The 25962-nt window shown below is 66.4% G+C and carries 19 protein-coding genes and 3 tRNA genes; 11 read left to right on the forward strand and 11 right to left on the reverse strand.

Features of this window, described 5'->3' with window-relative positions; all coding sequences use genetic code 11:
- The first annotated feature begins 61 nt into the window (after positions 1–61).
- The gene (locus AB0D48_RS17430; protein WP_362397003.1) at positions 62–1147 is read left to right on the forward strand and encodes an RNA polymerase sigma factor; all 1086 of its coding nucleotides are present in this window, start codon (positions 62–64) and stop codon (positions 1145–1147) included.
- 73 nt (positions 1148–1220) lie between these two features.
- On the opposite strand, the gene AB0D48_RS17435 is transcribed toward AB0D48_RS17430, so the two are convergent.
- The 4 genes from AB0D48_RS17435 to AB0D48_RS17450 form a co-directional block, all read right to left on the reverse strand.
- Positions 1221–3143, reverse strand: a complete 1923-nt coding sequence (locus AB0D48_RS17435; protein WP_362396863.1) for an ABC transporter ATP-binding protein — start codon at positions 3141–3143, stop codon at positions 1221–1223.
- Complete coding sequence (locus AB0D48_RS17440; protein ID WP_362396866.1) at positions 3140–4873, reverse strand: ABC transporter ATP-binding protein; 1734 nt, start codon at positions 4871–4873, stop codon at positions 3140–3142. Before AB0D48_RS17440 ends, AB0D48_RS17435 begins: the two co-directional genes overlap by 4 nt.
- A gap of 248 nt (positions 4874–5121) precedes the next feature.
- Positions 5122–6570 carry an FGGY family carbohydrate kinase gene (locus AB0D48_RS17445; RefSeq protein WP_362396869.1) on the reverse strand — a complete coding sequence of 483 codons (1449 nt, stop codon included), beginning with the start codon at positions 6568–6570 and terminating at the stop codon, positions 5122–5124.
- Between the two features lie 84 nt (positions 6571–6654).
- Complete coding sequence (locus AB0D48_RS17450; RefSeq protein WP_362396872.1) at positions 6655–6954, reverse strand: YtxH domain-containing protein; 300 nt, start codon at positions 6952–6954, stop codon at positions 6655–6657.
- 145 nt (positions 6955–7099) lie between these two features.
- Here AB0D48_RS17450 and AB0D48_RS17455 point away from each other — a divergent pair.
- From AB0D48_RS17455 to AB0D48_RS17465, 3 genes are all read left to right on the forward strand, one after another.
- Positions 7100–7172: transfer RNA gene (locus tag AB0D48_RS17455), tRNA-Asn, on the forward strand.
- 5 nt (positions 7173–7177) lie between these two features.
- Positions 7178–7250 (forward strand) — tRNA-Asn (locus AB0D48_RS17460).
- 180 nt (positions 7251–7430) lie between these two features.
- Positions 7431–7504: transfer RNA gene (locus AB0D48_RS17465), tRNA-Ile, on the forward strand.
- Between the two features lie 785 nt (positions 7505–8289).
- Here the strand turns inward: AB0D48_RS17465 and AB0D48_RS17470 are convergent.
- The 7 genes from AB0D48_RS17470 to AB0D48_RS17500 form a co-directional block, all read right to left on the reverse strand.
- Positions 8290–9033 carry a methyltransferase domain-containing protein gene (locus AB0D48_RS17470; RefSeq protein WP_362396875.1) on the reverse strand — a complete coding sequence of 248 codons (744 nt, stop codon included), beginning with the start codon at positions 9031–9033 and terminating at the stop codon, positions 8290–8292.
- Between the two features lie 20 nt (positions 9034–9053).
- A complete protein-coding gene (locus AB0D48_RS17475) occupies positions 9054–10445 on the reverse strand; it encodes a hypothetical protein (protein ID WP_362396877.1) in 1392 nt (463 codons plus the stop codon).
- On the reverse strand, positions 10445–11215 hold the full coding sequence (locus AB0D48_RS17480; protein ID WP_362396880.1) for a hypothetical protein: 771 nt from the start codon (positions 11213–11215) through the stop codon (positions 10445–10447). The genes AB0D48_RS17475 and AB0D48_RS17480 overlap by 1 nt, the downstream gene beginning before the upstream one ends.
- A gap of 39 nt (positions 11216–11254) precedes the next feature.
- Positions 11255–11845, reverse strand: coding sequence for a hypothetical protein (locus AB0D48_RS17485; protein ID WP_362396883.1), 591 nt, complete (start codon positions 11843–11845; stop codon positions 11255–11257).
- A 151-nt stretch (positions 11846–11996) separates the two neighbouring features.
- On the reverse strand, positions 11997–12296 hold the full coding sequence (locus tag AB0D48_RS17490; protein WP_362396886.1) for a hypothetical protein: 300 nt from the start codon (positions 12294–12296) through the stop codon (positions 11997–11999).
- 74 nt (positions 12297–12370) lie between these two features.
- On the reverse strand, positions 12371–12880 hold the full coding sequence (locus AB0D48_RS17495; RefSeq protein WP_362396889.1) for a nucleoside-diphosphate kinase: 510 nt from the start codon (positions 12878–12880) through the stop codon (positions 12371–12373).
- Positions 12881–13200: 320 nt separating this feature from the next.
- Positions 13201–13482 carry a hypothetical protein gene (locus tag AB0D48_RS17500; RefSeq protein WP_362396892.1) on the reverse strand — a complete coding sequence of 94 codons (282 nt, stop codon included), beginning with the start codon at positions 13480–13482 and terminating at the stop codon, positions 13201–13203.
- 212 nt (positions 13483–13694) lie between these two features.
- Between AB0D48_RS17500 and AB0D48_RS17505 the strand changes: the two genes are divergently transcribed.
- The 7 genes from AB0D48_RS17505 to AB0D48_RS17535 all read left to right on the forward strand — a co-directional run bounded on the left by AB0D48_RS17505 (position 13695) and on the right by AB0D48_RS17535 (position 25952).
- The gene (locus tag AB0D48_RS17505) at positions 13695–14918 is read left to right on the forward strand and encodes a helix-turn-helix transcriptional regulator (protein WP_362396895.1); all 1224 of its coding nucleotides are present in this window, start codon (positions 13695–13697) and stop codon (positions 14916–14918) included.
- A 10-nt stretch (positions 14919–14928) separates the two neighbouring features.
- The gene (locus AB0D48_RS17510) at positions 14929–15411 is read left to right on the forward strand and encodes an NUDIX hydrolase (protein ID WP_362396898.1); all 483 of its coding nucleotides are present in this window, start codon (positions 14929–14931) and stop codon (positions 15409–15411) included.
- Between the two features lie 444 nt (positions 15412–15855).
- Positions 15856–18345, forward strand: coding sequence for a DEAD/DEAH box helicase (locus AB0D48_RS17515; protein WP_362396901.1), 2490 nt, complete (start codon positions 15856–15858; stop codon positions 18343–18345).
- A gap of 202 nt (positions 18346–18547) precedes the next feature.
- Positions 18548–19045 carry a DUF3883 domain-containing protein gene (locus tag AB0D48_RS17520; RefSeq protein ID WP_362396904.1) on the forward strand — a complete coding sequence of 166 codons (498 nt, stop codon included), beginning with the start codon at positions 18548–18550 and terminating at the stop codon, positions 19043–19045.
- Between the two features lie 17 nt (positions 19046–19062).
- Positions 19063–21924 (forward strand): hypothetical protein, encoded by a 2862-nt coding sequence (locus AB0D48_RS17525; RefSeq protein WP_362396907.1) that lies wholly within the window; start codon positions 19063–19065, stop codon positions 21922–21924.
- Between the two features lie 8 nt (positions 21925–21932).
- Positions 21933–24884 (forward strand): DUF499 domain-containing protein, encoded by a 2952-nt coding sequence (locus AB0D48_RS17530; RefSeq protein WP_362396909.1) that lies wholly within the window; start codon positions 21933–21935, stop codon positions 24882–24884.
- Between the two features lie 186 nt (positions 24885–25070).
- Positions 25071–25952, forward strand: a complete 882-nt coding sequence (locus tag AB0D48_RS17535; RefSeq protein WP_362396912.1) for a hypothetical protein — start codon at positions 25071–25073, stop codon at positions 25950–25952.
- The last annotated feature ends 10 nt before the right edge of the window (positions 25953–25962 follow it).

Raw genomic sequence — 25962 nt, forward strand, 5'->3', positions numbered from 1 at the left:
CCCCTCGTGGCAGCGGTGTGTCGTACCCCACACTGAATGCGGTGCCCCCGTCCTCGGAGCCCTGGAGGTCGCCCCCGTGCAGACCCGGATCCTGACCGTGACCGTGAACGTGAGCGAGTCCTCGGAACCCGCAGAGGCCGAAGCCGTGGACGAAGAGCCCGAAGAGCCCGAGGTACTTGAGCTGATCGAGCCGGTGCCCGCACAGCGCAAACGGGCCGCGGCGGACGCCGCGGCGGGCCCCTCGGCCGATCTCTTCCGGCAGTACCTGCGCGAGATAGGCAGGATCCCGCTGCTCACCGCCGCCGAGGAGGTGGACCTCGCGCGGCGTGTCGAAGCCGGACTGTTCGCCGAGGAGAAACTCGGCAGCACCCCCGACCTCGATTCCCAGCTCGCCCTGGACCTCGACAAACTCGTCGTCATGGGGCGCATGGCCAAACGGCGGCTCATCGAGTCGAACCTGCGGCTCGTCGTCTCCGTCGCGAAGCGGTACGTGGGCCGCGGGCTCACCATGCTCGACCTCGTGCAGGAGGGGAACCTCGGACTCATCCGGGCCGTTGAGAAGTTCGACTACGCCCGCGGGTACAAGTTCTCCACCTATGCCACGTGGTGGATCCGGCAGGCGATGTCCCGGGCCCTCGCCGACCAGGCCCGGACCATCCGCGTCCCCGTCCACGTCGTGGAGCTGATCAACCGCGTCGTGCGCGTACAGCGCCGCATGCTCCAGGAGCGCGGGTACGAGCCAACCGCCGAAGAGGTCGCCGCCCACCTGGAATTGACTCCCGAGCGGGTCCTGGAAGTGCTCCGTCTCGCCCAGGAGCCGGTCTCCCTGCACGCCCCGGTGGGCGAGGAGGACGACGTCGCGCTCGGCGACCTGATCGAGGACGGCGACGCCGCCTCACCCGTGGAGTCCGCCGCGTTCTTCCTGCTGCGAGAGCACCTGGAAGCCGTGCTGTCGACCCTCGGCGAGCGCGAGCGGAAGGTCGTCCAGCTGCGCTACGGGCTCGCAGACGGGCGCCCGCGCACCCTGGAGGAAATCGGCCGGATCTTCGGCGTCACGCGCGAGCGGATCCGCCAGATCGAATCCAAGACCCTCAACAAGCTGCGCGACCACGCCTTCGCCGACCAGCTCCGCGGCTACCTGGACTGAGCAGGAAGGACCGGGGCGGACCACGGAAAGGGGGCGCCCCGCAGAGCGCCCCCGATCCGGCCCACCGTCGGTCCTAGTCGACCTCGACGACCGCCTGCGCGAACTGCGCCGCGTACAGCCGCGCGTACGCACCGTCCGACGCCAGCAGCTCCTCGTGCGTGCCCTGCTCCACGATCGAGCCGCTCTCCATCACCAGGATCACGTCCGCGTCGCGGATCGTGGACAGCCGGTGCGCGATCACGAAGGACGTACGGCCGTGCGCCAGGCGCGCCATCGCCTTCTGGATCAGCACCTCGGTACGGGTGTCGACCGAGCTCGTCGCCTCGTCGAGCACCAGGATCACCGGGTCCGACAGGAACGCCCGGGCGATGGTGATCAGCTGCTTCTCGCCGGCGCTGACGCCCGCGCCCTCGTCGTCCAGCACGGTGTCGTAACCGTCCGGCAGGGTACGGATGAAGCGGTCCGCGTGGGCCGCCCGCGCCGCCTCCTCGATCTCGGCACGCGTGACCTCGCGCGAGGCACCGTAGGCGATGTTCTCCGCGATGGTGCCGCCGAACAGCCAGGTGTCCTGCAGCACCATGCCGATGCCGCCGCGCAGCTCCTCGCGCGTCATCTTCGCGATGTCCACGCCGTCCAGGGCGATCTCACCGCCCGTTACCTCGTAGAACCGCATCAGCAGGTTGACGAGCGTCGTCTTGCCGGCGCCCGTCGGGCCGACGATCGCGACCGTCTGGCCCGGCTCGACCGACAGCGAGAGGTTCTCGATCAGCGGCTTGTCCCGCTCGTAGCGGAAGGCCACCTTGTCGAGCGTGACCCGGCCGCGCAGCTCCTCCGGGCGCTCCGGAACCTCGACCTCGGGCTCCTGCTCCTCCGCGTCGAGCAGCTCGTAGACCCGCTCCGCGGAGGCGACACCGGACTGCACGAGGTTCGCCATCGAGGCGACCTGCGTCAGCGGCATCGAGAACTGGCGCGAGTACTGGATGAAGGCCTGCACATCACCGATCGACAGGGTGCCCGAGGCGACCCGGAGCCCGCCGACGACCGCTATCAGCACGTAGTTGATGTTCGAGATGAACAGCATCACCGGCTGCATGATGCCGCTGACCAGCTGCGCCTTGAAGGAGGCGCGGTACAGCGCCTCGTTCTGCTCGGCGAAGACGGCCGCGGACTCCTTCTGCCGTCCGAAGACCTTCACCAGCGTGTGGCCCGAGTACATCTCCTCGATGTGGGCGTTGAGCGCGCCGGTCGACTTCCATTGCGCCACGAACTGCGGCTGCGACTTCTTGCCGATCTTCGCCGCGACGAAGACCGACACCGGTACGGTCACCAGCGCGACCAGCGCCAGCAGCGGCGAGATCCAGAACATCATGGTGAGCACACCGACGATGGTCAGCAGCGAATTCAGCAGCTGGCCCATCGTCTGCTGCAGCGTCTGGCCGATGTTGTCGATGTCGTTGGTGGCCCGGCTGAGCACCTCACCGCGCTTCTGCTGGTCGAAGTACGACAGCGGCAGCCGCGACAGCTTCGCCTGGAGCTCCTCGCGCATCCGGTAGACGGTGCCGTTCATCACGTGGTTCGACAGCCTCGTGGCGACCAGCATCAGCAGGCCGGCGAGGACGAAGACCACCAGCGCCCAGACGGCCACGACCCCGACGGCGCCGAAGTCGATGCCCTTGCCGGGGGTGAAGTCGGTGCCGGACAGCATGTCCGCCATGCCGCCCTGGCCCCTGTCGCGCAGCCCGTCCAGCGCCTGCTGTTTGGTGAGCCCGGCCGGCATCTGCCGGCCGACGATCCCCGCGAAGACCAGGTCGGTGGCCTGCCCGAGGATCTTCGGGCCGACGACCGCGCAGGCGACGCTGCCGACGACGGCCGCGACCATGCCCCACAGCTTGGCCCGGTCCTGAGCGAGCTGCCGCAGCAGGCGCTTTCCCGAACCCTTGAAATCCATGGACCGCTGGGCCGGCCCCGCCATCATCCGTCCTCCGGGCCCGCTCATGCGGCCTCCGCCTCCGTCAGCTGGGAGAGCACGATCTCCCGGTAGGTCTCGTTGCCGGCCATCAGCTCGTGGTGGCGCCCCTCGCCCACCACCTGGCCCTCGTCCAGGACGATGATCCGGTCGGCGTCGCGGATCGTGGAGACCCGCTGGGCGACGATCACCACGGTCGCGTCCTCGGTCTCGCGGGCGAGCGCCGCGCGCAGCGCCGCGTCCGTCGCGTAGTCCAGGGCCGAGAAGGAGTCGTCGAAGAGATAGATCTCAGGGCGCTGCACCAGGGTGCGGGCGATGGCCAGACGCTGGCGCTGGCCGCCGGAGACATTGGTTCCGCCCTGGGTGACGGGGGCCTCCAGGCCGCCGTCCAGCTCGGACACGAAGTCCTTGGCCTGGGCCACCTCCAGGGCCCGCCACAGCTCTTCGTCGCTCGCGTCGGGGCGCCCGTAGCGCAGGTTGGAGGCGACGGTTCCGGAGAAGAGGTACGGCTTCTGCGGGACCATGCCGACCGTCCTGGCGAGCAGTTCCGGTTCGATCCCGCGTACGTCCTCGCCGTCGACCAGCACCTCGCCGCCGGTCGCGTCGAACAGCCGCGGGACCAGTCCCAGCAGTGTGGACTTGCCGCTTCCGGTGGAGCCGATGACCGCGGTGGTCTCGCCGGGGCGGGCCACCAGGTCCACCCCGCGGAGCACCGGGGCCTCGGCGCCGGGGTAGCGGAAGTCGGCGCCGCGCAGTTCGAGCTGCCCGCGCCGGGCGAGCTCGCGCACCGGGTCGGTGGGCGGGACCACGCTGGAACGGGTGTCCAGGACCTCCTGGACGCGCTCGGCGCAGACCTCGGCCCGGGGCACCATCATGAACATGAAGGTGGCCATCATCACGGCCATGACGATCTGCAGCAGGTAGGCGAGAAAGGCCGTCAGCTGGCCGATCTCCATGCCACCGCTGTCCACGCGCATCGCGCCGAACCAGATGACGGCGACGCTGGAGATGTTCACGACCACGATGACCGTGGGGAACATCAGGGCGAGGAGCTTGCCGGCGGCCAGCGACACCCCGGTGAGGTCCTCGTTGGCCTCCCGGAAGCGATCCTTCTCGTACGTGTCGCGGACGAACGCGCGGATCACCCGGTTGCCGGTGATCTGCTCGCGCAGCACCCGGTTCACGGTGTCCAGGCGTGCCTGCATCAGGCGGAACAGCGGCCGCGTCTTGAGGACGATGGCGCCGACCGACAGACCGAGCACGGGAACGACGGCGAGCAGGACGCCCGACAGCTTCACGTCGAGCGACAGCGCCATGACGATCCCGCCGACGCACATGATCGGCGCCGAGACCATCAGGGTGAAGGTCATCAGGACCAGCATCTGGATCTGCTGGACGTCGTTCGTCGAACGGGTGATCAGGGAGGGCGCGCCGAACTGGCCGAGCTCCCGCGCGGAGAAGCTCTGCACCCGGTCGAAGACGGCGGCGCGCACGTCCCGCCCGAAGGCGGCCGACGTACGGGCGCCGTAGTACACGGCCCCGGCGTTGCAGACGAGCTGGACGAGCGAGACACCGAGCATCAGCGCCCCGAAGCGCAGGATGTAGCCGGTGTCGCCGTTGACGACACCGTTGTCGATGATGTCGGCGTTGAGGGTGGGCAGGTAGAGGCTCGCGCTGGTCTGCAGCAACTGCAACAGGACCAGCAGGGCGATGGGTTTCCGGTACGGACCCAGATGGGTCCGCAGAAGTCGTATGAGCACGCGCAGGCTCCGGTCGGCAAGATCGAGGGGGTTCACCCCATCTTCGGCCAACCGGCCGCCCGATCCCCACCGCTTTTCGCAAAGGCCGGTCAAAAGGAGTAGGCCGCCCTACGACCCGGGACCCAGCACGCCGCCCTGCGACCCGGGACCCAGCCGCCGCCCTGCGATCCGGGACCCAGCCGCCGCCCTGCGATCCGGGACCCAGCCGCCGCCCTGCGATCCGGGACCCAGCCGCCGTCCGCGGAGTCCTAGAACGCGCCGGGGTGGATCTGCTCCCTCGTCGCGAGGTACTGCTGGCGCACCGCCTGCCAGACCGGGAACTCCTCACCCGGCTCGAAGACCTGCGCCGCCGGGGCCGGCCACACCGGCGGAGTGTGCGGGGCCAGCGTGCCCTGCGCCACACCCAGCGCCCACGCCGCCTGGCGCGCCGCGCCCAGCGCCGCGTAGTCGGCCGGCGCCGGTACGACGACCTGCGTCCCGAACAGGCCGGGGGCCGCGGCCTGTACGGCGGGCAGCTCGGCCGCCGCGCCCAGCAGGAACACCCGGCGAATCTCGACCCCGCGCATGCGCAGCACGTCGAGCGCGTCCACCAGCCCGCACAGCATGCCCTCGAAAGCGGCCCGGGCCAGGTGCTCCGGCTTCATCGAGTCCCTGCGCAGCCCGGACAGGGTCCCGGCGGTGTGCGGCAGGTTCGGCGTCCGCTCACCCTCCAGGTACGGCAGGAGTACGAGGCCGTGCGCGCCCGGCGTCGACTTCAGGGCGAGCTCGGACAGCCCCTCCAGGTCCGTGCCCAGCAGTTCGGCGGTGCCGCGCAGTGCCCGTACGGCGTTGGAGGTGTTCACCACCGGCAGGTGCATGCCGCTGGCGTCGGCCAGCGAGGTGATCAGACCGCCCGGCTCCGACAGCGCCTCGTGGTGCACCGCCATCACCGAGCCGGAGGCGCCCAGCGAGACCACCGCGTCGCCGGGGCCGAGCCCCAGCCCGAGCGCGGCGGCCATCGTCTCGCCGGTGCCGGCCGATATGAGCAGCCCCTCGGGCGTGGTCCCGGCGGCGTCGGCCGGACCGAGCACCTCGGGCAGCAGCGCCTGGTGCCCGAGCGCCAGCTCGACCAGGTCGGGACGCCAGGAACCGGTGGCCGCCGACCAGTACCCGGTGCCGGAGGCGCCGCCGCGGTCGGTGGTCCGCCGGACCGGCCTGCCCAGCAGCTGCCAGACGAGCCAGTCGTGCGGGGACATCACCACGGCCACCCGGCGGGCGGCCTCGGGTTCGGTGCGGGCCAGCCAGGCCAGCTTCGCCAGGGGCTGCGCGGCGTGCGGGACCGAGCCCACCGCCTCGGCCCACGCCTGCCGGCCGCCGAGACTGTCGACGAGGTCGGCGGCGGCGACCTGGCCGCGCTTGTCGTTGCCGACCAGGGCAGGGCGGACCAGTCCGCCCTGCGCGTCCAGCGGCAGCAGCCCGTGCTGCTGGGCGGAGACCCCGATCGCCTGGACCCCTTCGAGGAGCCCGCCGCCGGCGGCTTCGCCGAGCGAGAGCAGCCAGGCCTGCGGATCGGTCTCGTGGGGATGCGCGCCTTCGGGTTCCCCGGTGGGCTGTGGATGGGGTGCGTACCCCTGGCGCAGCACGGCACCCGTTTCGGTGTCGCAGACGACTATGCGAGTGAAGGCGGAAGAGCTGTCCAGCCCGGCGACTATCCCCATGCGGAGAATTCTGCCGCACGCCGGGCCGGACTCCTCCGCTCCGGAGTCCCCGGAACCCCATGGGTCCCGGGAACCTCGGATGTCTCAGGTGTTGCTGGTGCCCCAGTCGTCCTCGCCGCCGCCGGCCCGGTCGCGCAGTCCCCGTACGCGCCCCGCCAGGGAGGCCGGTACGGCGTCGCCGACCTTCTCGCTCACCGCCGCGAAGGCCTTGCCCGCGTACGCGCGCCCGGTGTGCCCGGCGGTCTCGGCGGCGTTGCGCACCGCGGGGTTCTGCGCGATCTCCCGCGCTGACTTCTTCATGGACTCATAGCGCTCGCGCCCGGCCCGGGTTCCGAGCACGTACCCGAGGGCCAGTCCGACCACGAACGTGACCTTGTACCGCATGCCTGCCACCCTTCGTCGTGTGGTGCCCGGCCTGCTGTCGATACCGATTGGCGGAGCACCCCCCTGCTTGCGCTAATCTATGACTCGCAACGGGCGCTCGCCCCCCGGCAAGGCCGGAGGTGGGCTGTTCGATGCACCGCAGCAATCCCCTGTAGCTCAATTGGCAGAGCAGCCGGCTGTTAACCGGCAGGTTACTGGTTCGAGTCCAGTCGGGGGAGCTCGGTCCCCTGTAGCTCAATTGGCAGAGCATTCGGCTGTTAACCGGAGGGTTGCTGGTTCGAGTCCAGCCGGGGGAGCAAGGAGAAGAGGGCCCACACGGGTCCTCTTCTTTTTTGCCCCTCAGGGAACCGGGCAGCCCTCAGCGCGGTCTCTCTGAACAGGCGAAGCCGATCATGCGAGGCATCCGAGGCAGGAGATCGTATGAGCGGCTATGCTGCGGCAGACAGCGCGCACACATGTACGCGCCACGCCGTGAAGGGGCGGTAGCTCAGCCGGTTAGAGCAGCGGACTCATAATCCGTCGGCCGTGGGTTCGAGTCCCACCCGCCCCACCGCACACCAGGTGTGCAGAAACGATCTGACCAGCAACTTTGCTGGCGGCGTGAGTCACTACGGTGATCCTGGCGGCCCTCCGGGGCCGCTTTTCGCGCTCCAAAGGAGCTGCGGGGACGCTGCGGGGACACGTGCGTGTCTGATTTGTCGCATATGTGTAGGTGTCGTCTTGGTCTGTGCCGGGCGTGCGGGTGACCACGGCCTGGAGTTCGCTGAATGCTTCTGGCATACGTGCAGCCAGCAGGGGAAACGGCCCGTACTGGAAACGGCCCCGGCGGGGCCGCCAGCAATGACGGGGGGCCGCTCTCAGGTCCGGTGTGGGGTGGGGCTGCGCGGCCGGGCCTTCGCGCCGTGGACCGCCTCTATGAGCAGCAGGGCAGGGGGGCGACCGCACCGCGCGGTACCGATCGGTGGAACCGACCGACATCCTGAGCGCCCGGCCCCCTCGCCGCGCCGAGCTTCTCCAGCGGCACATTTGACCCCGTCCGGAAGGCAGACTCTGACGACACGGTCGCCTACATGGCCGAGATTCGAGCCATCCGCCGGGCCGTTGCCGCTGGCCGCACCCGGCCGGTCGAGCAGCGCCAGCTGACCGGCAATCGATTGCGGAAGTCGCGGCGCGAGTGGCGGCTAGGCCGCCCCCTCGCTCCCTACCGGGCCGCGCTCCACGCGCGCCACGAAGCTTGCGCCGCGTAGCGCCCACACTGGGGCCCTTGAACGTCTTCTCTTCTGCTCGTCTCCATCCCGACAGTTACCAGGTGGCCTGGACTGGTCGATGCGCAAGTCACCTGGTCGCGACGACGTAGATGCTGGCCCATTCGCGCTTCGGGTTGGCCAGTGCGGGATCGAACGACCACGGCTCCACGGCCTTAAAGCCCGCCTCCGCGAACAACTGGCGGAGCTTGTCCAAGTCGTACGCCCAGAGGTGCGGGGTGTACGTGGGATCGTCGTCCTGGTCGCGGAAGACGTAGTTGATCAGGTCGAGGTAGGTATTGATGTCCTGGCGGCAGTTCCGCTTGGCGTACCAGCGGTCGACCATCTCCTCGGCCTGCTCAGGTCCGGTGGGGTACTGGCTGAGGACGAAGGCCGCGTCCGGGACGCCGGTGATGAGCTGGCCGCCGGGGGTGAGGACCCGGTGGGCTTCGCGGGCGTAGTGCTTGGCCGACATCGGGTAGTCGATGTGCTCGAGGAAGTGCTCGGAGAACAGCACCTCCACCGTGTTGTCCTGGAGCGGCAGTCCTTCGCGGACGTCCCACAGCAGGTCGGCCGGCGGGACGGCGTCGATGTTGAAGAAGCCGTCGACGCGATGGGCGCCGCCGCCGACCTGGACGCTCTTCGGGGCCGCGTCGATCCGGCCGCTCGGGAACGCCTGCTGGCTGGCCCGGTGGTACCGACTGAGTTCGATCTCCCTGGCCGCGGCGCGGAGGGTCCGGCCCAGGCCGTGCGTGGTCGCGGGGTCAGTCAGGAGGGCGGTGATCTGCTCGCCCAGGTGGTCGATGGAGGTGCCATTTGTGCGGTGGGCGTTCATCGGAGCGGTGTCCTCTCACATCAGGCGGTGGCAGGCGCCGGTGCGGTCCACTGGTTGTTGCGCATGAGCGTGTACTTGATGTCGACCAGGCGCGGGGCGATGGTCAGGTCGAGCTCCTCGGCGGGGTGAAGGCGGCCAGTTTCGTCCTGCTCAGCTCGCCAGACCCGGTATTCCAAGTCCGGGTACGCGGGGTTGATGCCGATCTCGCCCTTGGGGATGGTCCCGTTGAAGGGCGTGATGATGTCCATGTGGTTCCAGTAGTTCCACGCCTGGAGCGCCTTGTGCTGGTCGAAGTAGAAGTAGAAGTCCGGGTACCGGCCGAACGTGCGCAGCTCTCGGTGGATGAGGTGCCCGAGGAGCGGCCCGAGCTGGGTGGAGAGGCTGTCGAACTCCCAGCGAGTGCGGTGCCAGGCTTCGGGCACCTGTCCGGGCGTGAAGAGGCGAGCTGCGACGAGATGGCTGATCCGCTCGGTCAGGTAGCTGTGGGCGTGGCGGGCGTTGAGGCTCGGGTCGATCCGGGCGAGGAGCGCGGCCAGGCCGGTGGGCGAGGGTCGGAACTTGGCCAGGTCGAACTTGCCTGCCATGTCCGGGAAGGAAGCGAACAGCATCTCCTTGTAGAGCCAGTTGTCGAACTCGCCGTACTCCGCCCGCCCGCGCGTATCGGGGGCGGTGGAGTGCAGCATCAGGTACTCGGCCAGGGCCTCGAAGTACACGTAGCCGAGGATCGGCAGGCGGGGGATCGTCTCGTCCAGCAGCCGCAGGAACCTGTCGGGCTGGACGGCCGCGCCCTGGTAGGCGACGGCAGCTGCCAGGGCGAGAAAGGCGGTGGAGTTCTTGATCCGGCTGACGATGGTCTCGCGCAGTTGGTGACGCTCGGTCTTCGAGAGCAGGTACTCCAGGCGGCTGTAGATCTGGAGGTGGATCGAGCCGAGGCGGAGGTAGTCCACGCCGGCCAGACCTCGGTACGCCTGCGGTGGGAGAGTTACCTCGAAGATCAGCGGTGTGGGCGTTCGCTTGGGGGACATGGCCTTGGCGGCGAAGGCTGGGGCTTCCTTGGTGAGGATGTACTCGCCGAGGTTGTGCATGCGGAAGCCGCGCTCGGTCGCGGTGAGGGGCGCGCAGTAGACGCTGCCGACCAGGCAGCCGCCAGAGGGGTAGAGCGTGCCGTGTTCGCTGATCTGCTCCAGGGCGTGCGTGACGTGGAGGAGGTGGAGCTTGCCGTCCCCGCTCAGCGCACGGAAGAGGGCGTTGTCCCGGAGTAGCCGACCGTTGGGGGTGTCAGCCAGGCGGTCCTCCCACGCAGCGGATTGGCCCGCGAGAGGGTCCTGGCTGTCGGTGGGACTGGGGACGAGGGCGGTGTCGAAGAACGAGTGCGCGTCGGCCCACTGCTCGTAGGCGTCGAGGAAGTCCATCAGGTGATCAGCCCCAGCTGTGCCAGCCCAGCGAGGACGGCGTCCGCGCCGCTCGCCCCGGCCAGCCACGCGGCCTCGGAGCGGGTGACGAGCTCGAAGGCGGTGGCGCGTAACCCGGTGAAAAGATCGGTACGAACGCGGGCGGGGTCGGGCCACCAGCTGAGCTTGGGCAGCCGGTAGCGGTCGAGGGCGTCGGCGGCCTTCAACAGGTCGCTGATCGTCTCGGCGCGGCTGTGGTCGGTGTGGTCGTCCGGGGCGAAGTGCTCGTACGGCAGGTCGTGGAGTCGGACGGCCGTGCCGGCGGCGGCAATCCGGCTGGGTGTCGCCGTGAGCCCGAAGTGGCTCCAGACGGTGTCGGCATTGTCCGTGAGCCAGATGGCGGCCCGGGCGCCGTGACCGCGGTCGTCCTTGTCGTGGAGGCGGCGGCAGTCGTGGAGCGCCGCGGCCAGGACGAGGGTGGCGGAGTCGTTGTCGCTGAGTCCCGTGGCCTCGGCCAGGAGCGCGGCCATGGCGGCGGTGCGCATGGCGTGCCGGACTCCGTGGAGGGAGTCATGGCACTTGGGCTCGGCGAGCCAGTCGCGGGGGATGGCCGCCCGGGTCACGAGCTCCTGTGAGCTCGGCCGGAGGGTGGGAGGAGGCGGGCCGTCGGGGAAGTCCGGCCGGTTGACGGTGATCCAGCGAACGGTGGCGGGATCGGTGTACTGATGGTGCGGGAGATGCTTGCGCGCAGCCAGCTCGACCAGACTGTCGGCCGGCGAGGTCGTGCTCATCGGACCCACCTCCTCGTGGTGGTCTACGACAGCGGATGCCTAGCTGGCGGGCGCAGCGACGGCGGCTGCGTCCCTCTCCTTGCGCTCCTGCTCGGCGGCCTCGAAGGCGGCCGTGAAGTCGGCCAACTCCTGCTCCGTCATCAGGCGGACGCCGAGCTCGTCGGCGACGTTGCGGATGCGGGCGGCGGCCTCCTCCTGCGCCGTGGCCCCGGCGGCCTCGTCCAGAAGCACCTCGAACTCGGCGTGGTGGCCCCAGGCCTCGCTCCACTTCACGGCGACCTCGACCCCGCGGAAGCGGAAGTTGTGCCGCTGATTGAACGCCTGGTGCATGGTGCCCTCGAAGCCGAGGGCGTTGAAGATCCGCACGGCGGCCGACACGTCCTCGCGGCCGATTGCGATCTCCGTTTCGGGAAAGGCGGCGCCCTGGCCAATCTTGCTGGCCTTGAGCGTGACCTTCGCTGAGCCGGCGGCCACGTTGTCGGTGACCTTCAGCAGCTGGTCCGGGAGCACGTAGAAGAAAATGCTCTTGTCGTCGCAGCCGAGGTCCTCGGCCTCCGCTGTCAGGCGGTCGATGAGCTGGTCGTAGGCGTCCTTGTCGAACCGTGCGCGCATCTCGATCTCGATGGCCACAGGGGCTCCTTTCCGGAATCGGGCATGGCTGATCCGCCCGAGCCAGGCCACGCATGGGGGTGGCTCGGTTGGATGCGATGTGTGGTTGATCAGCGAACGGCGGGGGCGGTGCGGTCCGCGGTCGCGTGCCGCACCGCCGCCGAGTGGTACGTCAGTCGATGTCGCCGAAGCGGTCGCGCAGGACGCCCTCGTGCAGGTAGTTCGGCAGCGGGACACCGCCGACGGACACCCGCTTGGTGGCGACGGCGGCCTCGGTGTCGTCCGGGAAGCCGGCCAGCAGGGTCAGGCACTGCTTGGCCCACTCCCGGGACTTGTTCCAGTCGCCGAGGTCACGGCTGCGGGTGGCGAGGGCGAAGGCGGTCTCCGCCGCGGCCCAGAGGTCGGTGGCCAGCTCCTGCTGAAAGACGTTCTCCAGCTCGGGTACGGAGGCGACGCGGGTCGGATTGGTCATGATGTCTTCTCTCCTACGGTGGTGCCTGGTGGTGTTCAACGCGTCGACAGCCGATAGGTGACATCCGTCCGGGCTCAGTACGTGAAGATCTCCGCGAGCGTGCGGTAGTCGTGGAGCTCGTCCTTGTCGAACCAGAGGTCGACCTCCATGTCGGCCTCCTCCTTGTTGCCCGAGGCGTGCACGAGGTTCGCCACGGCCTTCCCGGAGGCGGCGCTGGCGCCGCGGCTGTAGTGCGAGAAGTCGCCTCGGATCGTGCCGGCGGGGGCGTCGTTCGGGTACGTGCTGCCGACGATCTTCCGGACCGTCGCGACGGCGTCGAAGCCCTCCAGGACGAGCGCGATGACCGGGCCCTGCTGCATGAAGGTCGAGGTGAGGTTGTAGACCTCCGGGCCGAGCCGCTCCTCCAGGTCGAAGTAGTGGCGACGGGTGAACTCGGCGTCCATCTGCTTCATCTTGACGCCGACGATCTTCAGGGCCGCGTCCTCGAAGCGGGTGATGATCTTCCCGCCGAATCCGCGGACCAGAGCGTCGGGCTTGAGGAGGACGAGCGTGCGCTCCACGGTGTTTTCCTGATCCTGGGCCATCGATTCCCTTTCAGCTTTCAGGCAAGCCATATGACGGGCGCTCAGCGCCTCGCCCGCCTGAGGTTACCGGCGCCGAAACCCTCTTCTGTGCACGTTAGTTGACCGATAGAAGGGTTATCGGCCAAGCGGCCGAGACTGCCGCCCGATGAGTACCCAGTGCAGCTGCTCCAGGCGGAAAACACACTTCCTGCACGCGTGGATCTCGACCTCGACGTCACCCACGGCGATGGAGCCGATGTCGGTGACCTCGACATCAAGCCGTTCGCACCGGAAGCAGCTCCCGCTGGTCCACTCGAACCGCTGCCACAGTTGCTGAGGCTTCACGCGGCCGGCTGGCCGCGAGCCAGCCGGAGGCCGTCGATCGGGGCCGTCCACTCCCTCCCGCCTCCCTCCGGCCGCAGCCAGGCGCTGGTGGGAGGACGCTCGGAGTAGTAGGGCCACGGCTGCACCTCGCCCCGGCGGCCAGTGCCCGTGTCGATGACCAGCGCGCGGACCGTGAGCCACTCTGGCAGCGAACTCCAGCCTGTCGCGGCTTCGACGGTCGCGGGGCGCTGCGATACGGCCTGGACCGCTCCTTCGGGGTCGTACGGTGCGGGCTTCATGGTTTTTGCCATCTCCGATCTCTCGGCCTGAAGAAGACGGGTGCGACGGACGAGCGTCATCAGTCGAAGCCAGTTGATGCAGGACGGGTGGTTCGCATCTCCCAGCGGTGTTCTCGGTCTGCTGCGACAGTAGCCAGGGCGCCCGGTGACACCCCGGAAAAACCTTCCGGGGTTCACTTCGGCCACGAGGTGATGATCAGGACATGCGAGGTATGACAGAGACCCTGACCATCGGCGAGCGCGTCGCCTGGTACCGGCGTCGGCGTGGCCTCTCCCAAGAGGTACTGGCCGGCCTTGTCGGCCGTACCACGGACTGGCTGAGCAAAGCGGAGAACAACCGGATCGAGCTCGATCGCCTCTCGGTGATCACCTCACTCGCCGAAGCCCTCGACGTCTCGCTCGGAGACCTGCTCGCCGAGCCGGCGCTCATGGAGTGGTCAGCCGACAGCGGCCACCGGACGGTTCCTGCGCTGCGCGAAACGCTGATGGACTACAAGCAGCTTGCCCCTTTACTCGGAGCCGCTGGCGGCGAGGAACCACCCGCCCTGCAGGACCTTCGAGGCAACATGGGCGACGTGCTCGATGCCTACCAGGCATCTCGATACGGCTTCGCCACCCGGCGTCTCCCCCTTGTCCTGGCCGATGCTCTCGCCGCGTCCCGCGCCTACACGGGGCACGAGGCGGAGGAAGCCCACGCCCTGCTCGCTCTCGCCTACCACGGCGCCGCCATGGTGCTGGGCAAGGTCGGGGAGTCCGAGCTGGCATGGATCGCCGCGGACCGCGGCCTGGCAGCAGCGCAACGCAGTGGCCGCAGCGAAGTCACAGGATCGCTCTTCCGAGCAGTCACGCACTGCCTCCTGGCCACCGGACGCTTCACAGCCGCAGTTCAGCTGGTGAACGATGCGGCAGCCGTCATGCAGCCGGAGCTAGGCAATGCCGACGACGAGTACCTCTCGGTGTACGGCACGCTGTTCCTCACCGGCGCGATGGCTGCCGCACGGGCAGAGGACCGGGTGACCACGCAGACCTTCCTCCGAGAGGCGAACGAGACCGCGCAACGACTCGGCGCCGACGCCAATCACATGTGGACCGCCTTCGGCCCGACCAACGTGGCGATCCACTGCGTAGCCACCGCTGGCGAATTCGGCGACATCCAGATCGCCGCGGACCTGGGCTCACGAATCGACACGACTGCGCTGCCCGTGGAGCGGCGCGTACGGCACAGCCTCGAAGTCGCCAGGGCGCTGAGCTCCTGGAACCGCACCGATGAAGCCCTGGCCGTCCTGCTGGAAGCGGAACAGGTCGCCCCCGAGCAGGTGCGCCACCACTACCTGAGCCGGGAACTGGTCATCGGCTGGATACGTGGCACCAGGGGCCGGCCTACCCATCCCGTGGCAGACCTGGCCCGCAGACTGGGCATCGTCGCGGGCGGCTAGAGTCCGATCTGTGAGCGAGAACGAGCACGAAGCGAAGATGGCCCGCCCCCGCATGGCAGCCGGCGCTCTCTTCTTCGACGAAACCGATCGAGTCCTCCTCGTCGAGCCGTCCTACAAGGACTACCGCGACATCCCTGGTGGCTACGTCGAGGAGGGGGAGTCGCCCCGGCAAGCCTGCGTGCGCGAGGTCCAGGAGGAACTCGGCATCGCACCCCACATCGGCCGCCTCCTCGTCGTCGACTGGGCACCGAACCCCGGAGAGGGGGACAAGGTCCTCTACCTCTTCGACGGCGGCCACCTAAGCGCAGATGACCGCCGACAGATCGCACTGCAGGCGGACGAGCTCCGCGGCTACGACTTCCACAACGCCGACGAGGTAGCGGATCTCACCATCCCTCGCCTGGCGCGCCGAATCGCTGCCGCCATCCAGGCACGAGCCGCCGACTTGACTACCTATCTGGAGCAGGGGGAGCCGCCGGCAACGGGGACCTGACCAATCAGCAGCGGCTGACGCCGTGGGTGGCCGAGGGCAGACCCACCTTCACCTCTCGGAGCCACTGGCTCAGCGCGCATTCTGAGCAAGCATCCAGACCAGGGTGCTGAAGCTGGGCTTGCCTTGGCAAGCGTGGATTCCAGGCGGTGCCCGGATTCCGGTCCGTCCGCCCCGACGGCGCCTTCACCGAAGGAGTGTCATCGGAGTAACCGTTGCACCGCACATCGGAGTGATCTTTATTTATGAAGTATGGGGACGAGTCACCACATCCTTGAGATCAAGCCTGACCGGAACAGGTACACAGCCGGGCACTCGCCGTTAGGCTCTCCCTGGTCAGGGCGCTCGTCGTGGGGGATAGGTCGCTGAACGTGGTGGCCTGACAATCGGACGGGGCTTGGGGGGACCATGGCAGTCGCATTACCTGAGAAGGGTCGGCAGGTGCGCGTGGACGGCGCACTGGTTACGGTGCGCGATGCCGAACACGCCGGTGACGGCACTATTGAGCTGTTCGTGGTTGATGCCGCTGGGGCCCCTCAGCGCATTCTGTTGACCACTGCCCAACTCGAAGCTGGTCTCGTTCCCGTCAACGATCGGGGTGGCGACCCAGACAGGGCACTGACGGGCTTATGGGGCCGTTGGATGCAGCACGCTGTGCCGCGCATCCGTTCCGCGGTGCTGGCGACTCGCCCCTTGAAGCCCTTCGCCCACCAGGATGAAGCTGTGCATGGGCACATGCTCACCCAGCCGCGCCTCCGGTTTCTGCTCGGAGACGAGCCTGGGACCGGCAAGACCATCATGGCCGGCATGTACCTAACCGAGGGGCGCCGCGTCGGCCTTGTCCAGGGCCGAGTGGTGATCATCGTTCCTGCGCACCTTGTCACGAAGTGGGAGCGAGACCTCCAGCGTCTCTTCGGGGTGACGGCCAAGCGCATCACGGCAGCGATAGCCGCAGACCCGGCAGATCTGGACCCTCGCTACGACACCTGGCTCGTCTCCCTGGACCTCTTCACCCACAACGGTGAGGTTCGCCGGAAGGTGGCCGGATCACACAGCTCCTGGTCGCTCGCCATCTTCGATGAGGCCCACCGCCTCACGCCGACGAGCCAGTTTCTAGCCGCGGCACGCCAAGTAAGCGACTGCTCCCACCACTTGCTGCTCATGACGGCCACGCCGCATCGCGGCAAAGAGCACTACTTCCGCGGTTTGATGAACTTGCTCGATCCCACGCTGTATCCGTGGGATCCGCGCAGGACAGACTACGAGACTGCGCTCGTGCCCTCGAAGCTGTCGTTCTTGCGTCGCATGAAGGAAGACCTCGTCGGACATGACGGGTCGAAGTTGTTCAAGCAGCGATTCTCCGAAACGATTTCGGTGGATCTCAACCCATACGAGTCGGCCGTGTACGACGCGGTGATGGACTATGTGGAGACGTTCTACGCGGACTCGGCCGCGTTGGCACGCTCGATCTACGGTAAGCGGGCTGCATCGTCGCTGTCCGCGGTCGCCGCGACGCTGCGTCGTCGCCAGGCTTCTCTCATGGGTGCTGCTCACGAGCGGACCCAGCCGGTCCCTCCGGAGGGGCTCATTACGGTGCACGGCCTGGGCGCTGCTGCGGATGACGACGAGGTCTGGGCGCGGGCAGAGACATCCCTCGTTGCCGCCCGAACTAAAGACAAGCCTCGCGAGCTGTCCGAAGTGGCAACGCTCCTCGAAACGGTGACTCGGGCAGAGGCCGCTCAAGCGCCAGCGAAGTGGTCTCATCTGATGCAGTTAATGGAGCGTCATGGTCTTCGCCAAGGTGAGGGCCAGCTCCTGGTCTTCAGCGAGTTCTCTGACACTGCACGATGGCTCCAGGCATGCTTCGAGGAGACGGGGTTCAGCTCGCGAGTCCTCGAGGGGTCCGTCGACCACACAACTCGCGATGCGCTGCAGGAGGACTTTCTGGCAGGTGAGTTCCAGGTCCTGGTATCCACCGATGCCGGCGGCGAGGGGATCGACCTCCAGTCCGCTCACGTGATGGTTGACTGGGACCTACCTTGGTCCATGGTTCGCCTTGAGCAGCGCATGGGCCGACTGCACCGAATCGGACAAGAGAATCTCGTTTACGTCTATCACCTGGTCGCTCCGCACACGAGGGAGGGGCGCGTCCAGCAGGTGATGCTGACCAACCTTGAGAACGCAGGAAAATCTCTTGAAGGCAAGGTCTACGACCTACTGGATGCCACGGCCGATCGCGCCGGTTTCGACTGGGGCAAAGCAATGCTGGATGCTCAAGCGGGCCGAGAAGTCGTCGTTCCTGACACGCAGACGCTGATCGCTTCGGCCCAGGCGCTCGTCGCCGAGGAGCGGAGTCTGGCCACGCCAGCCAACGTCTCCGAAGCCTTGGAGAGGTTTGCAGCAGACCGGCTTGAGGCCATTAACCCGATCATTGTCGAAGCGATGGTCGAGCAGATTGCCCGCACTGAACGTTGGCGAGTAGGGCCCGGTCCCGCCAAGGGCATTCGGGAAGTTGCTGCCACCCTCGCACCATTACCCACGGCGTTGGGTGGCATGTGGCACGCCTATGTGGCTGCGGCCGGTGACTCCGTACGGCAGGCGATTAACGACGGTGCCGCTGGCCTCGACGACGTGATCGTGCTCGGTCCTACTGAGGAGCCCTTTCAGGAGCTCGTGGCACACGCGCTGGCCCTCGGCGAAGCGGACCTGGTCCGCGGATCGACGCTGGTCGACAGTGGTTCGCTGACTTCGTACGTGCTGACCCTGTTTGATGCGGACATCCAGGTGCACGACGGCCGTACCAGGATCATTCGCAAGGCTCCGTTGCTCATCCGGTGTTCTCTTGGGCAGGCGATACCCGTGGCGTGGGACTCTCTCATGAAGTTGCGCGCGCCTGCCCCCGAGGACCCGGCAGCGGGGGGGGGGGGGGGGTACTGACTCGCTACCGCCTGCGGTTCGCCACGATGCGCATGAAGCAGCCCGGGAAACCCTGCGGAGCCAGGTTGCCACCCTCGTAGACGAGCGTCGGGCCTGGATAGCTGCTGCCCGTTCTCAGCTGGATGCCACCCAGTACCGGTTCGAAGAGTCGATCGCAGACCGGCCGCTCGACGAGCGGCGTTCTCTGCTCGAGCAGTTCGCCGTGGCGAAGTCGTCGCGGGAGGCGGTGCTCGAAGACATTGCCGGCGTTACTGCTAGCTCCGTACGACTCGTCGGCTGGGTGACTGTGACGGGCGGAGCACGGGTCGAGACGTTGGGGTACGACCCGGATGCAGAACAGGTGGCAATCACCACCGTGGTCACTGAGCTCGAACGTCTGGGTTATGACGTCGATGACCGGCAGAGCTCCGGGTTGGGCTACGACCTTTACGCCCGCCACCGGGTAACCCGAGAGCAACGGCTCATCGAGGTGAAGGGGCAGAGCGGTCCCCTACGGGCCATTTGGCTCGAACAGAACGAGTGGGCGCAGGCTCAACAGCGTACCGATGCGTACTGGCTCTACGTCGTCATCGATTGTGCGGCTGGTCCATTCGTCGTCCTGCGGCAGCAGGATCCCGCCGCTGCCTTGAGCGGGCATCGGCGCGTCGAACGCTTCCAGATCCCGCTCTCTGAGCTCAACAGACTGATTGGAGACCAGTAGTGACTGCCGGATCTGCCGTGAACGCAGCGACGGACACCGATCGTGCCGCCATGAAGGGCCCTGCAGGTTCGCAACCAGATTCGACCGCACGTATGATCGACACGTGGTTCCCGTGCGCCGAGGTCGACGCAGCCGTGACAACGCCGGCCGGTTCCGGCCGCAGTGAGAAGGCGCTGTTCACCTGGTTCGCTTCGCGGCCAATCGCACAAGCCCGTGCTGCAGTTGCCTGCGCGTTGTTGCCTGATACACCTGAAAACCGCACTGATATCAGACTTGCTGTACAGGTTGGCGATGTGGGTGCGATGTCGCGCTTGCGAGAACGGATCGAAGCCCAGTACCCAGGCAAGGCTCCCGTGGTGCTGGACATGTTTTCGGGGCGTGGAATTATCCCGCTCGAGGCTGCTCGATTGGGCGCGACCGCTGTGGGGACAGATCTCTCTCCCGTGGCAACCCTTGCGGGCCGGCTCCTAGCCGAGTTTCCGCTTGCGGATTGGTCGAATGAGCCGCCACTTCCCTTTGGCGCCCCGTCGTCCCAAGGGGGGCTCGCTCCGGAGGAGGCTGGGGACGCTCGTGAGCTCGACGCTTCTCCGCTCGCGATCGACGGCCTTGTGCTGCCCGACGACGAGCCTCGATTGCTTGTCGATGTACGCGCGGTGCTCGCTGAAGTAGGGAAGAGGGTCGAAGCCCGTGTAGCGCGGTACTATCCGCGCAATCCCAACTCGGGCGGCGCGTTGCCATGGGCTTACCTGTGGGCAGTCACCATTCCTTGTGACGGTTGCCGTCGGCGGTTTCCGCTTCTCGGCACCATGACGCTGCGTCATCCCTATGTGCGAACAGGGGACGTCGGGCAAGCCATGCGCCTTGTCGCCGATGGTGATACGTGGAGAGTCGAGATCCATCCAGGGCAAGCCGCGCAGAATCCCCCATTTAGTTCACCTGAAGGAAAGCGCGGGAAGTCGGCGCGCTGCCCATTCCCGACTTGTGGACAAACCCACACACTCGATGTCGTCAAGGCGAAGGGATTCGCTGGCCAATATAGAGATGTGATGCTCGCTGTCGGGGAAGTAGACCCCGACAGCAATCAGAAGATCTTTCGCGAGCCGAGAGCTGATGAGGTGGAGGTCGCTCGGCGGGCTGATTCTGTCGATCTCGAGAAGATTTCAAATTTGAGCGCCATCCCTGATGAGCGGATCCCTGTGGGGAACAGGGATAACGTACGAGGTAGTGGCTACGGCTACCTGACTTATGGCTCGCTCATGAACAGCCGTCAAGCCGTGCTGTTTGCTACCACGGCGCGTGTCATCTCGGAGCTCCATGCCGAACTGTCTGAGAGCGTTTCGGCAGACTATGCCGCTGCTCTTGCCGGTTACGCGGCAAGCAATATCATGCGTCAAGTAAAACATAGCACCAGGGGCGCAAACTCTAGGGCGCATGGGCGGTCTAATGGGTCCGAGCAGAACCGCGTGCAGATCGACCATATTTTCTCTTCCCAATCCGTCATTAAGCATCAATTTGACTACATCGAGGCTGGTCCAGGGGAAGGTCCTGGTACGTGGTCCTCAGTGTCAACCAGCTTGATTAACGCGCTCAAGAAGATCCTCGATGAGACGGATGCGTCCGGGCGTCCAGGAAGGTTTCGGCGGGCATCTGCTGTGGCTCTGCCGTATCGCGATGGGACTATGGATGCCCTCGTCTGCGATCCTCCCTATTACGACATGATTGCGTACGCGGACTCCTCGGATCTCTTCTACGTGTGGTTCAAGCGTGCCTTGGGAACTGCTATGCCGGAACTGTTTTCCGGAAGTGCCGACGGCCCTGATGGCCTGCAGGACAAGACCGAAGAGATCATCGTGAAGGGACGGGGGGCTAAGGGGGCCGGCGACCACAGGTCGAGCGAAGAGCGTTATGAAGCCATGCTGGCCAGGTCGTTCACTGAGGCGCGACGCGTCCTCAAGGCTGACGGACATCTGACGGTGATCTTCGGCCACTCGGACCCGGAGGCGTGGAAGAGATTGCTCACCGCACTGACAGATGCCGGGTTCGTCGTAACGTCTTCGTGGCCTTCGAGGACTGAAACCGCGGTCACGGGTGTGGCCACAATCTCCGTCACTGTGTCGATCGGTGCACGTGTCGCACCCAGCCGCCGACCGATCGGAATCGCCGCTCAGGTGGACGCGGACGTCGTTGCCGACGTCAAGGCCCGCTGTCGTGGATGGGACACTGACGGCCTCGCGCTGGAAGACCAGCTCATGGCGTCGTACGGTGCGGCGCTAGCGATCGTGGGTCGCTATGAGCGTGTCATCACCCCAAGCGGCGAGCAGGTTCCGCTTGAGCACTACATGACTCTGGCGCGTCGTGCAGTTCGAGATGCAGTCGCTCTGCGACTGGACGAGCTGCCTTTGGAGACGTTCGATCCGCACACACGCCTCGCCGTCTTCTGGCACGAGCTCTACGGCCGCGCGGACGTGCCGAAGGGGGAAGCTCGGTTCTTCGCCCAGTCGGATGATCTCCGCCTTGAAGATTTGCGTGGTCCGATCCTTCTGGAGACCAAGGCGGGATACAGGCTGCGCCATGACGCCCCCGAGAAGGTCGCACCCTCATCGAGTGTCTACGAGGTGATCCGTGCGATGGCGGCCCAGTGGTCGTCAGGAACTGAGGCAGTCGCAGCGGTCGTCGCTGACGCAGAGCTGTCGCCGACCGACGCTCATCTGTGGGCGGTCGTCGACTGGGTCGCCGCCAAACTCCCCGGTTCGGACCCCGTCGCAATTGCTCTTGCCGCTATCAAGCGCAATCGCGGCACTGTACAGGCGTCTGCGGCTGTCACGCCCACTGCAACAGCCGTTGTGCCGCACGCTCGCAACCAGACCAGCCTCTTTTAGGAGATGACGTGACCGTTACCACAGCTCCCGTCGCTCACTGGGCTGACGTTCTGACGCTGAGGGATGAAGTTCGCCAGACCGAAGGATCAGTGGGCGAGCTTCAGATGAGCCTGGCCAAGGCGGTTTACCAGACCGTGCCTGTTCCGTATGCAGAATGCGGCTATTACACGGACATCACTCAGCCGACGCCAAAACTCGTCGGGTTCCTCGGTCGTGTAGCCCGCCGGCTCGGTGTGAGCAATCTCGATGCCCAGGCATGCTTCCACCTCGACCAGGGGATGGGTGGTGGTAAGAGCCATGCTCTGGTGGGGATCTGGCACATGATCAGTCGGCCGGACGCGTTCTTCGCTTCCGAACTGGGGCTGGCGGTGAGTTCAGAAGCCGGCGCAGGACAGCACGCCGTTGACCTGTCGCGAGTGCTTCCGGTCATTTTGACCTGCGATGGAATGTCGCCCGGCAAGACGGACCCTCGTTTCGGTCCCGCTACGGATCTTTTCGGCCGCTTTCTCTGGCTTCTGTTCGCGGATAGCCCGAACAGGATGGACAGTTATCAGCATTACAGTGGTCTAGGTGCGAATAAGGCGACCTTGCAGGCCGCGTTTGCTGAGGTTGATCGCCCGGTTCTGGTTCTCGTCGATGAACTCATGGATTACGCGATGGCGCTCACCGACGAGAGCGCCATCGGTGGAATGCCTGGCGAGCAGGCATTTCTGAATGCGCTGACTGATGCCGTGGATGATCAGGCTGGCGTTGCTCTTGTGATCGTCATGATTAAGAGCGAGGAAGACCAGAGTGGCTATCATCCGGCAGCCGTGGCTTTTCGCGATTACCTCAGTCCGCGTTTGCAGCGGAACGGGGAGACGGTAACAGTAACCGAACCGTCCGATTTTGCGCAGATCATTCGTCGCCGTTTGTTCACTCAGGCCAAGACAGGTGATGCCGCGGTCTCCATAGCTTCCGCGTTCACGGCTGCTGGCCATCAGGGAGCGTGGAAAGATCAGGTATACACGCCGCTGGGAAGCAAGCGCACGCTGGCCGGACTGTCGGAGCGTGTTGCAGAAACATATCCGTTCCACCCTGATCTGTTTGCCCTGGTGAGCAAGGAGTGGACCGTCGTCCAAGCCTTCCAGCGGGTGCGTTCAACTGTCTCAATCTTTGCTCGTACTGCCCTCTTCTGGAGCGACGAACACAAGGCCGGGCGCTGGGCTCCCGCCCTCATCGGTGTGGGCGACATACCGCTGCACACCAGCGCACTGGAGGCACTTCTCTCGAGTGGCGTCCTTGCGGGGAACGATCGTGCGATTCAGGGCTACCGAGCTGTAGCGACCACCGACATTGTCAACACTGGTGCCGGCGGTGGTACGGCGTTCGTTCTCGATGCTGCTCTGAAGGCCAGTGGGGTTGATGCCGGCCAGCCGGTCCCGGCATTGCGGATGGGCACCGCCTGCCTCGCTTACAGCCTGGTACCTCGTCCTCGCGCAGTCCGGGGGGCCACCAAGGCCGAACTGCTGGCCGCGGTTGCGGGGCCGGGCGTGGACTACTCCGCCGCCGAAGAGGTATTCAACGCCCTGGTAGCGAGCCCGGCCGAGGGAGGGCTTGGCGCCCTTGAGCGGAGTCGGCCAGGCAGGGGACCTGAGCGTTTCTATCTGTCCATCAAGCAGACGCTGAACATGTACCACGCGAACGCTCTGTCGATGGTCAGCGGCGAAGAGTCAGTCGACACGGTGTGGCTACGTGCGCAAGCACTGGCGGAGAAGCACAGCTTCACCGCTCTTCACAAGCTGGCTCGTCCCGAGCGCGAAGCTTCTGCAGCCGCGGCGTTTGCTGGACTGGATTCTCAGCAGACCAGGCTGGTGGTGCTCGACCCGCGTCGCTGGACGCTGCTCAACGGTAGAGACCAGGCAACTCGCGCTGACATCGATGTTGCGTACGGAATTTCTCCCGGCTTGCCCAGCACCTTCGCAGCCTCGATGGTGATGGCTGTGGCCACCACCCAGCGACGGGACCGGGCTAAGGCCTTCGCCCGCGACTACCTGGCCTGGAATCAGGTTGTCGCTCAATTGGCCGAGGATAGCGAGGAACTGGGCGCAGCACGCGAGCGCCGTGACCAAGCGGGTAGGAAGCTTGATGAGGCTGTCGCTTGGGCGTTCCAGCACTACGCGTTTGTGTTGCGGACTGACAGTGGGCTGGCAGTGCAGTACAAGACACTGCCGGAGCCGCAGACGTCGCTATCTGGCCGTCATGTATGGGCTGCCCTGGTAGCAGACGGCCGGGCTGTCCAGGCGAACCAGCTCTCTGCCGAGTATGTGGCGCAGCTCATCACGTCGGGCCAGTACGGGCGGGACCTGACCCCGAAGGAACTGTTCGCGCACCCATACAGCGATCCGACCTGGCCGCTGATCCAAACCGACGAGGAGATGCGTCTGGCGCTGTTCAAGCTGGCAATCTCCGATGAATGGATGCTCACGGACAGCGACGGCGTAGAGATTCGGCCTGCGACCGCGGCGCAGATCCAATCTGCAACTCTGCAGCAGCAGCTTCGGCCGCGGCTGCTCCTGGCGCCGCCGGAGCAACGGATTGGGGAGGAAGCTGACGCGGCTCGTAGTCCTGCTGCTTCCGCGGCGGCCCCCGAGCGAATCAGTGAGTGTGGTTCGCCGGCTCTTGGAAGCCCTGCGGTTACCGTTCCGGTTCAGGGCAGGGTGACCGAGCCGTCGTTCGAAACCACGGTCATCAGCATCCCTCTTTCGTCGGTGACCGACCCTGCGAAGCGGGAGCAGGTCTGGCACCTGTTGCGTGAGGTGGCGTCGCTCGTCGACCCTGCAAAGTCGAGTCAGAACGATCTCCAGATGGTTGGCTTGCAGATCACGATTTCGGCCGCCACTGGGGAGACGCAGGGCATGCTGGGCAAGGCATCGCAGGTGCCTGGTTCAAGTGCGCGAACAGAGCAGGACGATCTCTAGTAGCTGAGGCTCACCTACAGGCTCGCGCCGCCCGAGGGCTTTCGAATAGCCGTTCGCGACAGCGTGGCAAGGGGAGCGGATCGGGCTCGCCGCGCGGCAGCCGTCCGGGATGCCCTGACTGCAACGTGAGGCCGAGCAGGCCTTGAGGCTCCACCCCCAGAGGTCCGGGGGTGGAGCATCTGCGCGTTGGAAGCAGAATCCGCTGCGCGGTACTGCGGCTGGAACCTCAGGCGCTCCTTGATGTCGGCGTGGTGGGGAGATCGCTCGACGCGCTTGCTGTATCTGTTCAGAATGACAGTCACCCCTGAGCAGGTCCGAGCTCTGGCCGATGCCTACAGGAAGACTTTGGACGAAGGGGACGTCGTCTTCCGGGGTGACCGGCTCAGCCAGAAGACTCTCGTCGCGATCGTGGTGAAGTCGGCCACAACGCAGTCTGACTGGCTTGAAACTCGTGTCCCCAATGGTGGCGAATTGAAGGAAGAGCTGGAGGGGCTCGTTTCAACCCTCGCTAAGTATGACGTCGTTGGGGCCAACCTTGCGGCGACGAAGCAGTGGCTCAGAAAGCAGACGTTCATTCTGATCGGCGCAGTGTGTGCACTCGTAGCGTGGCCAGCATGGCTCGGGATCGTTGCTGCGTGGGCGGGGGTCATCTTCCTGGGTGCCTACAGTTTGGGATACCGGCTGGGTCTTCTGCTGGGTGGCACACTGCTCGTGTGGCTGTTGACGGGCCTCTGGAAGGCCGCGACCAGTACGGACTTTCATCGATTTCTCGCAATGCCGAAAGCGATTGGAGTGCAGGAAGGCGAGCTGTTTCGTTCCCACGTCCTTCCTACGCTCGAAGCCATGCGTGCCAGCCATAGCAGTGCGGCCAGGAAAGACCTTGATACGCCAGTTGTGGGTGAATTGAGGGGTTGGGCGTATCTCCTGCTTGTATTGTCAGTCGCCATTTTCTGCATCGTTGCAACACAGTTCGTTCTGGGGGTCATCGCTGCCTTCAGTTGTAAAGCGAATGCGCCCGTTATCGACTATCCGTGGACGCCAGAAGATGACACGAAGGTGTGCTCCTAGTGCCGCGGGG

The sequence above is a fragment of the Streptomyces sp. NPDC048269 genome (assembly GCF_040652395.1).
Taxonomy (GTDB): domain Bacteria; phylum Actinomycetota; class Actinomycetes; order Streptomycetales; family Streptomycetaceae; genus Streptomyces.

Coding starts and splice junctions, on each gene's coding strand:
- AB0D48_RS17505 (WP_362396895.1), top strand. CDS start 13,695: ATGACAGAGACCCTGACCATCGGCGAGCGCGTCGCCTGGTACCGGCGT.
- AB0D48_RS17490 (WP_362396886.1), bottom strand. CDS start 12,296: ATGACCAATCCGACCCGCGTCGCCTCCGTACCCGAGCTGGAGAACGTC.
- AB0D48_RS17475 (WP_362396877.1), bottom strand. CDS start 10,445: ATGGACTTCCTCGACGCCTACGAGCAGTGGGCCGACGCGCACTCGTTC.
- AB0D48_RS17500 (WP_362396892.1), bottom strand. CDS start 13,482: ATGAAGCCCGCACCGTACGACCCCGAAGGAGCGGTCCAGGCCGTATCG.
- AB0D48_RS17435 (WP_362396863.1), bottom strand. CDS start 3,143: ATGAGCGGGCCCGGAGGACGGATGATGGCGGGGCCGGCCCAGCGGTCC.
- AB0D48_RS17495 (WP_362396889.1), bottom strand. CDS start 12,880: ATGGCCCAGGATCAGGAAAACACCGTGGAGCGCACGCTCGTCCTCCTC.
- AB0D48_RS17450 (WP_362396872.1), bottom strand. CDS start 6,954: ATGCGGTACAAGGTCACGTTCGTGGTCGGACTGGCCCTCGGGTACGTG.
- AB0D48_RS17480 (WP_362396880.1), bottom strand. CDS start 11,215: ATGAGCACGACCTCGCCGGCCGACAGTCTGGTCGAGCTGGCTGCGCGC.
- AB0D48_RS17445 (WP_362396869.1), bottom strand. CDS start 6,570: ATGGGGATAGTCGCCGGGCTGGACAGCTCTTCCGCCTTCACTCGCATA.
- AB0D48_RS17470 (WP_362396875.1), bottom strand. CDS start 9,033: ATGAACGCCCACCGCACAAATGGCACCTCCATCGACCACCTGGGCGAG.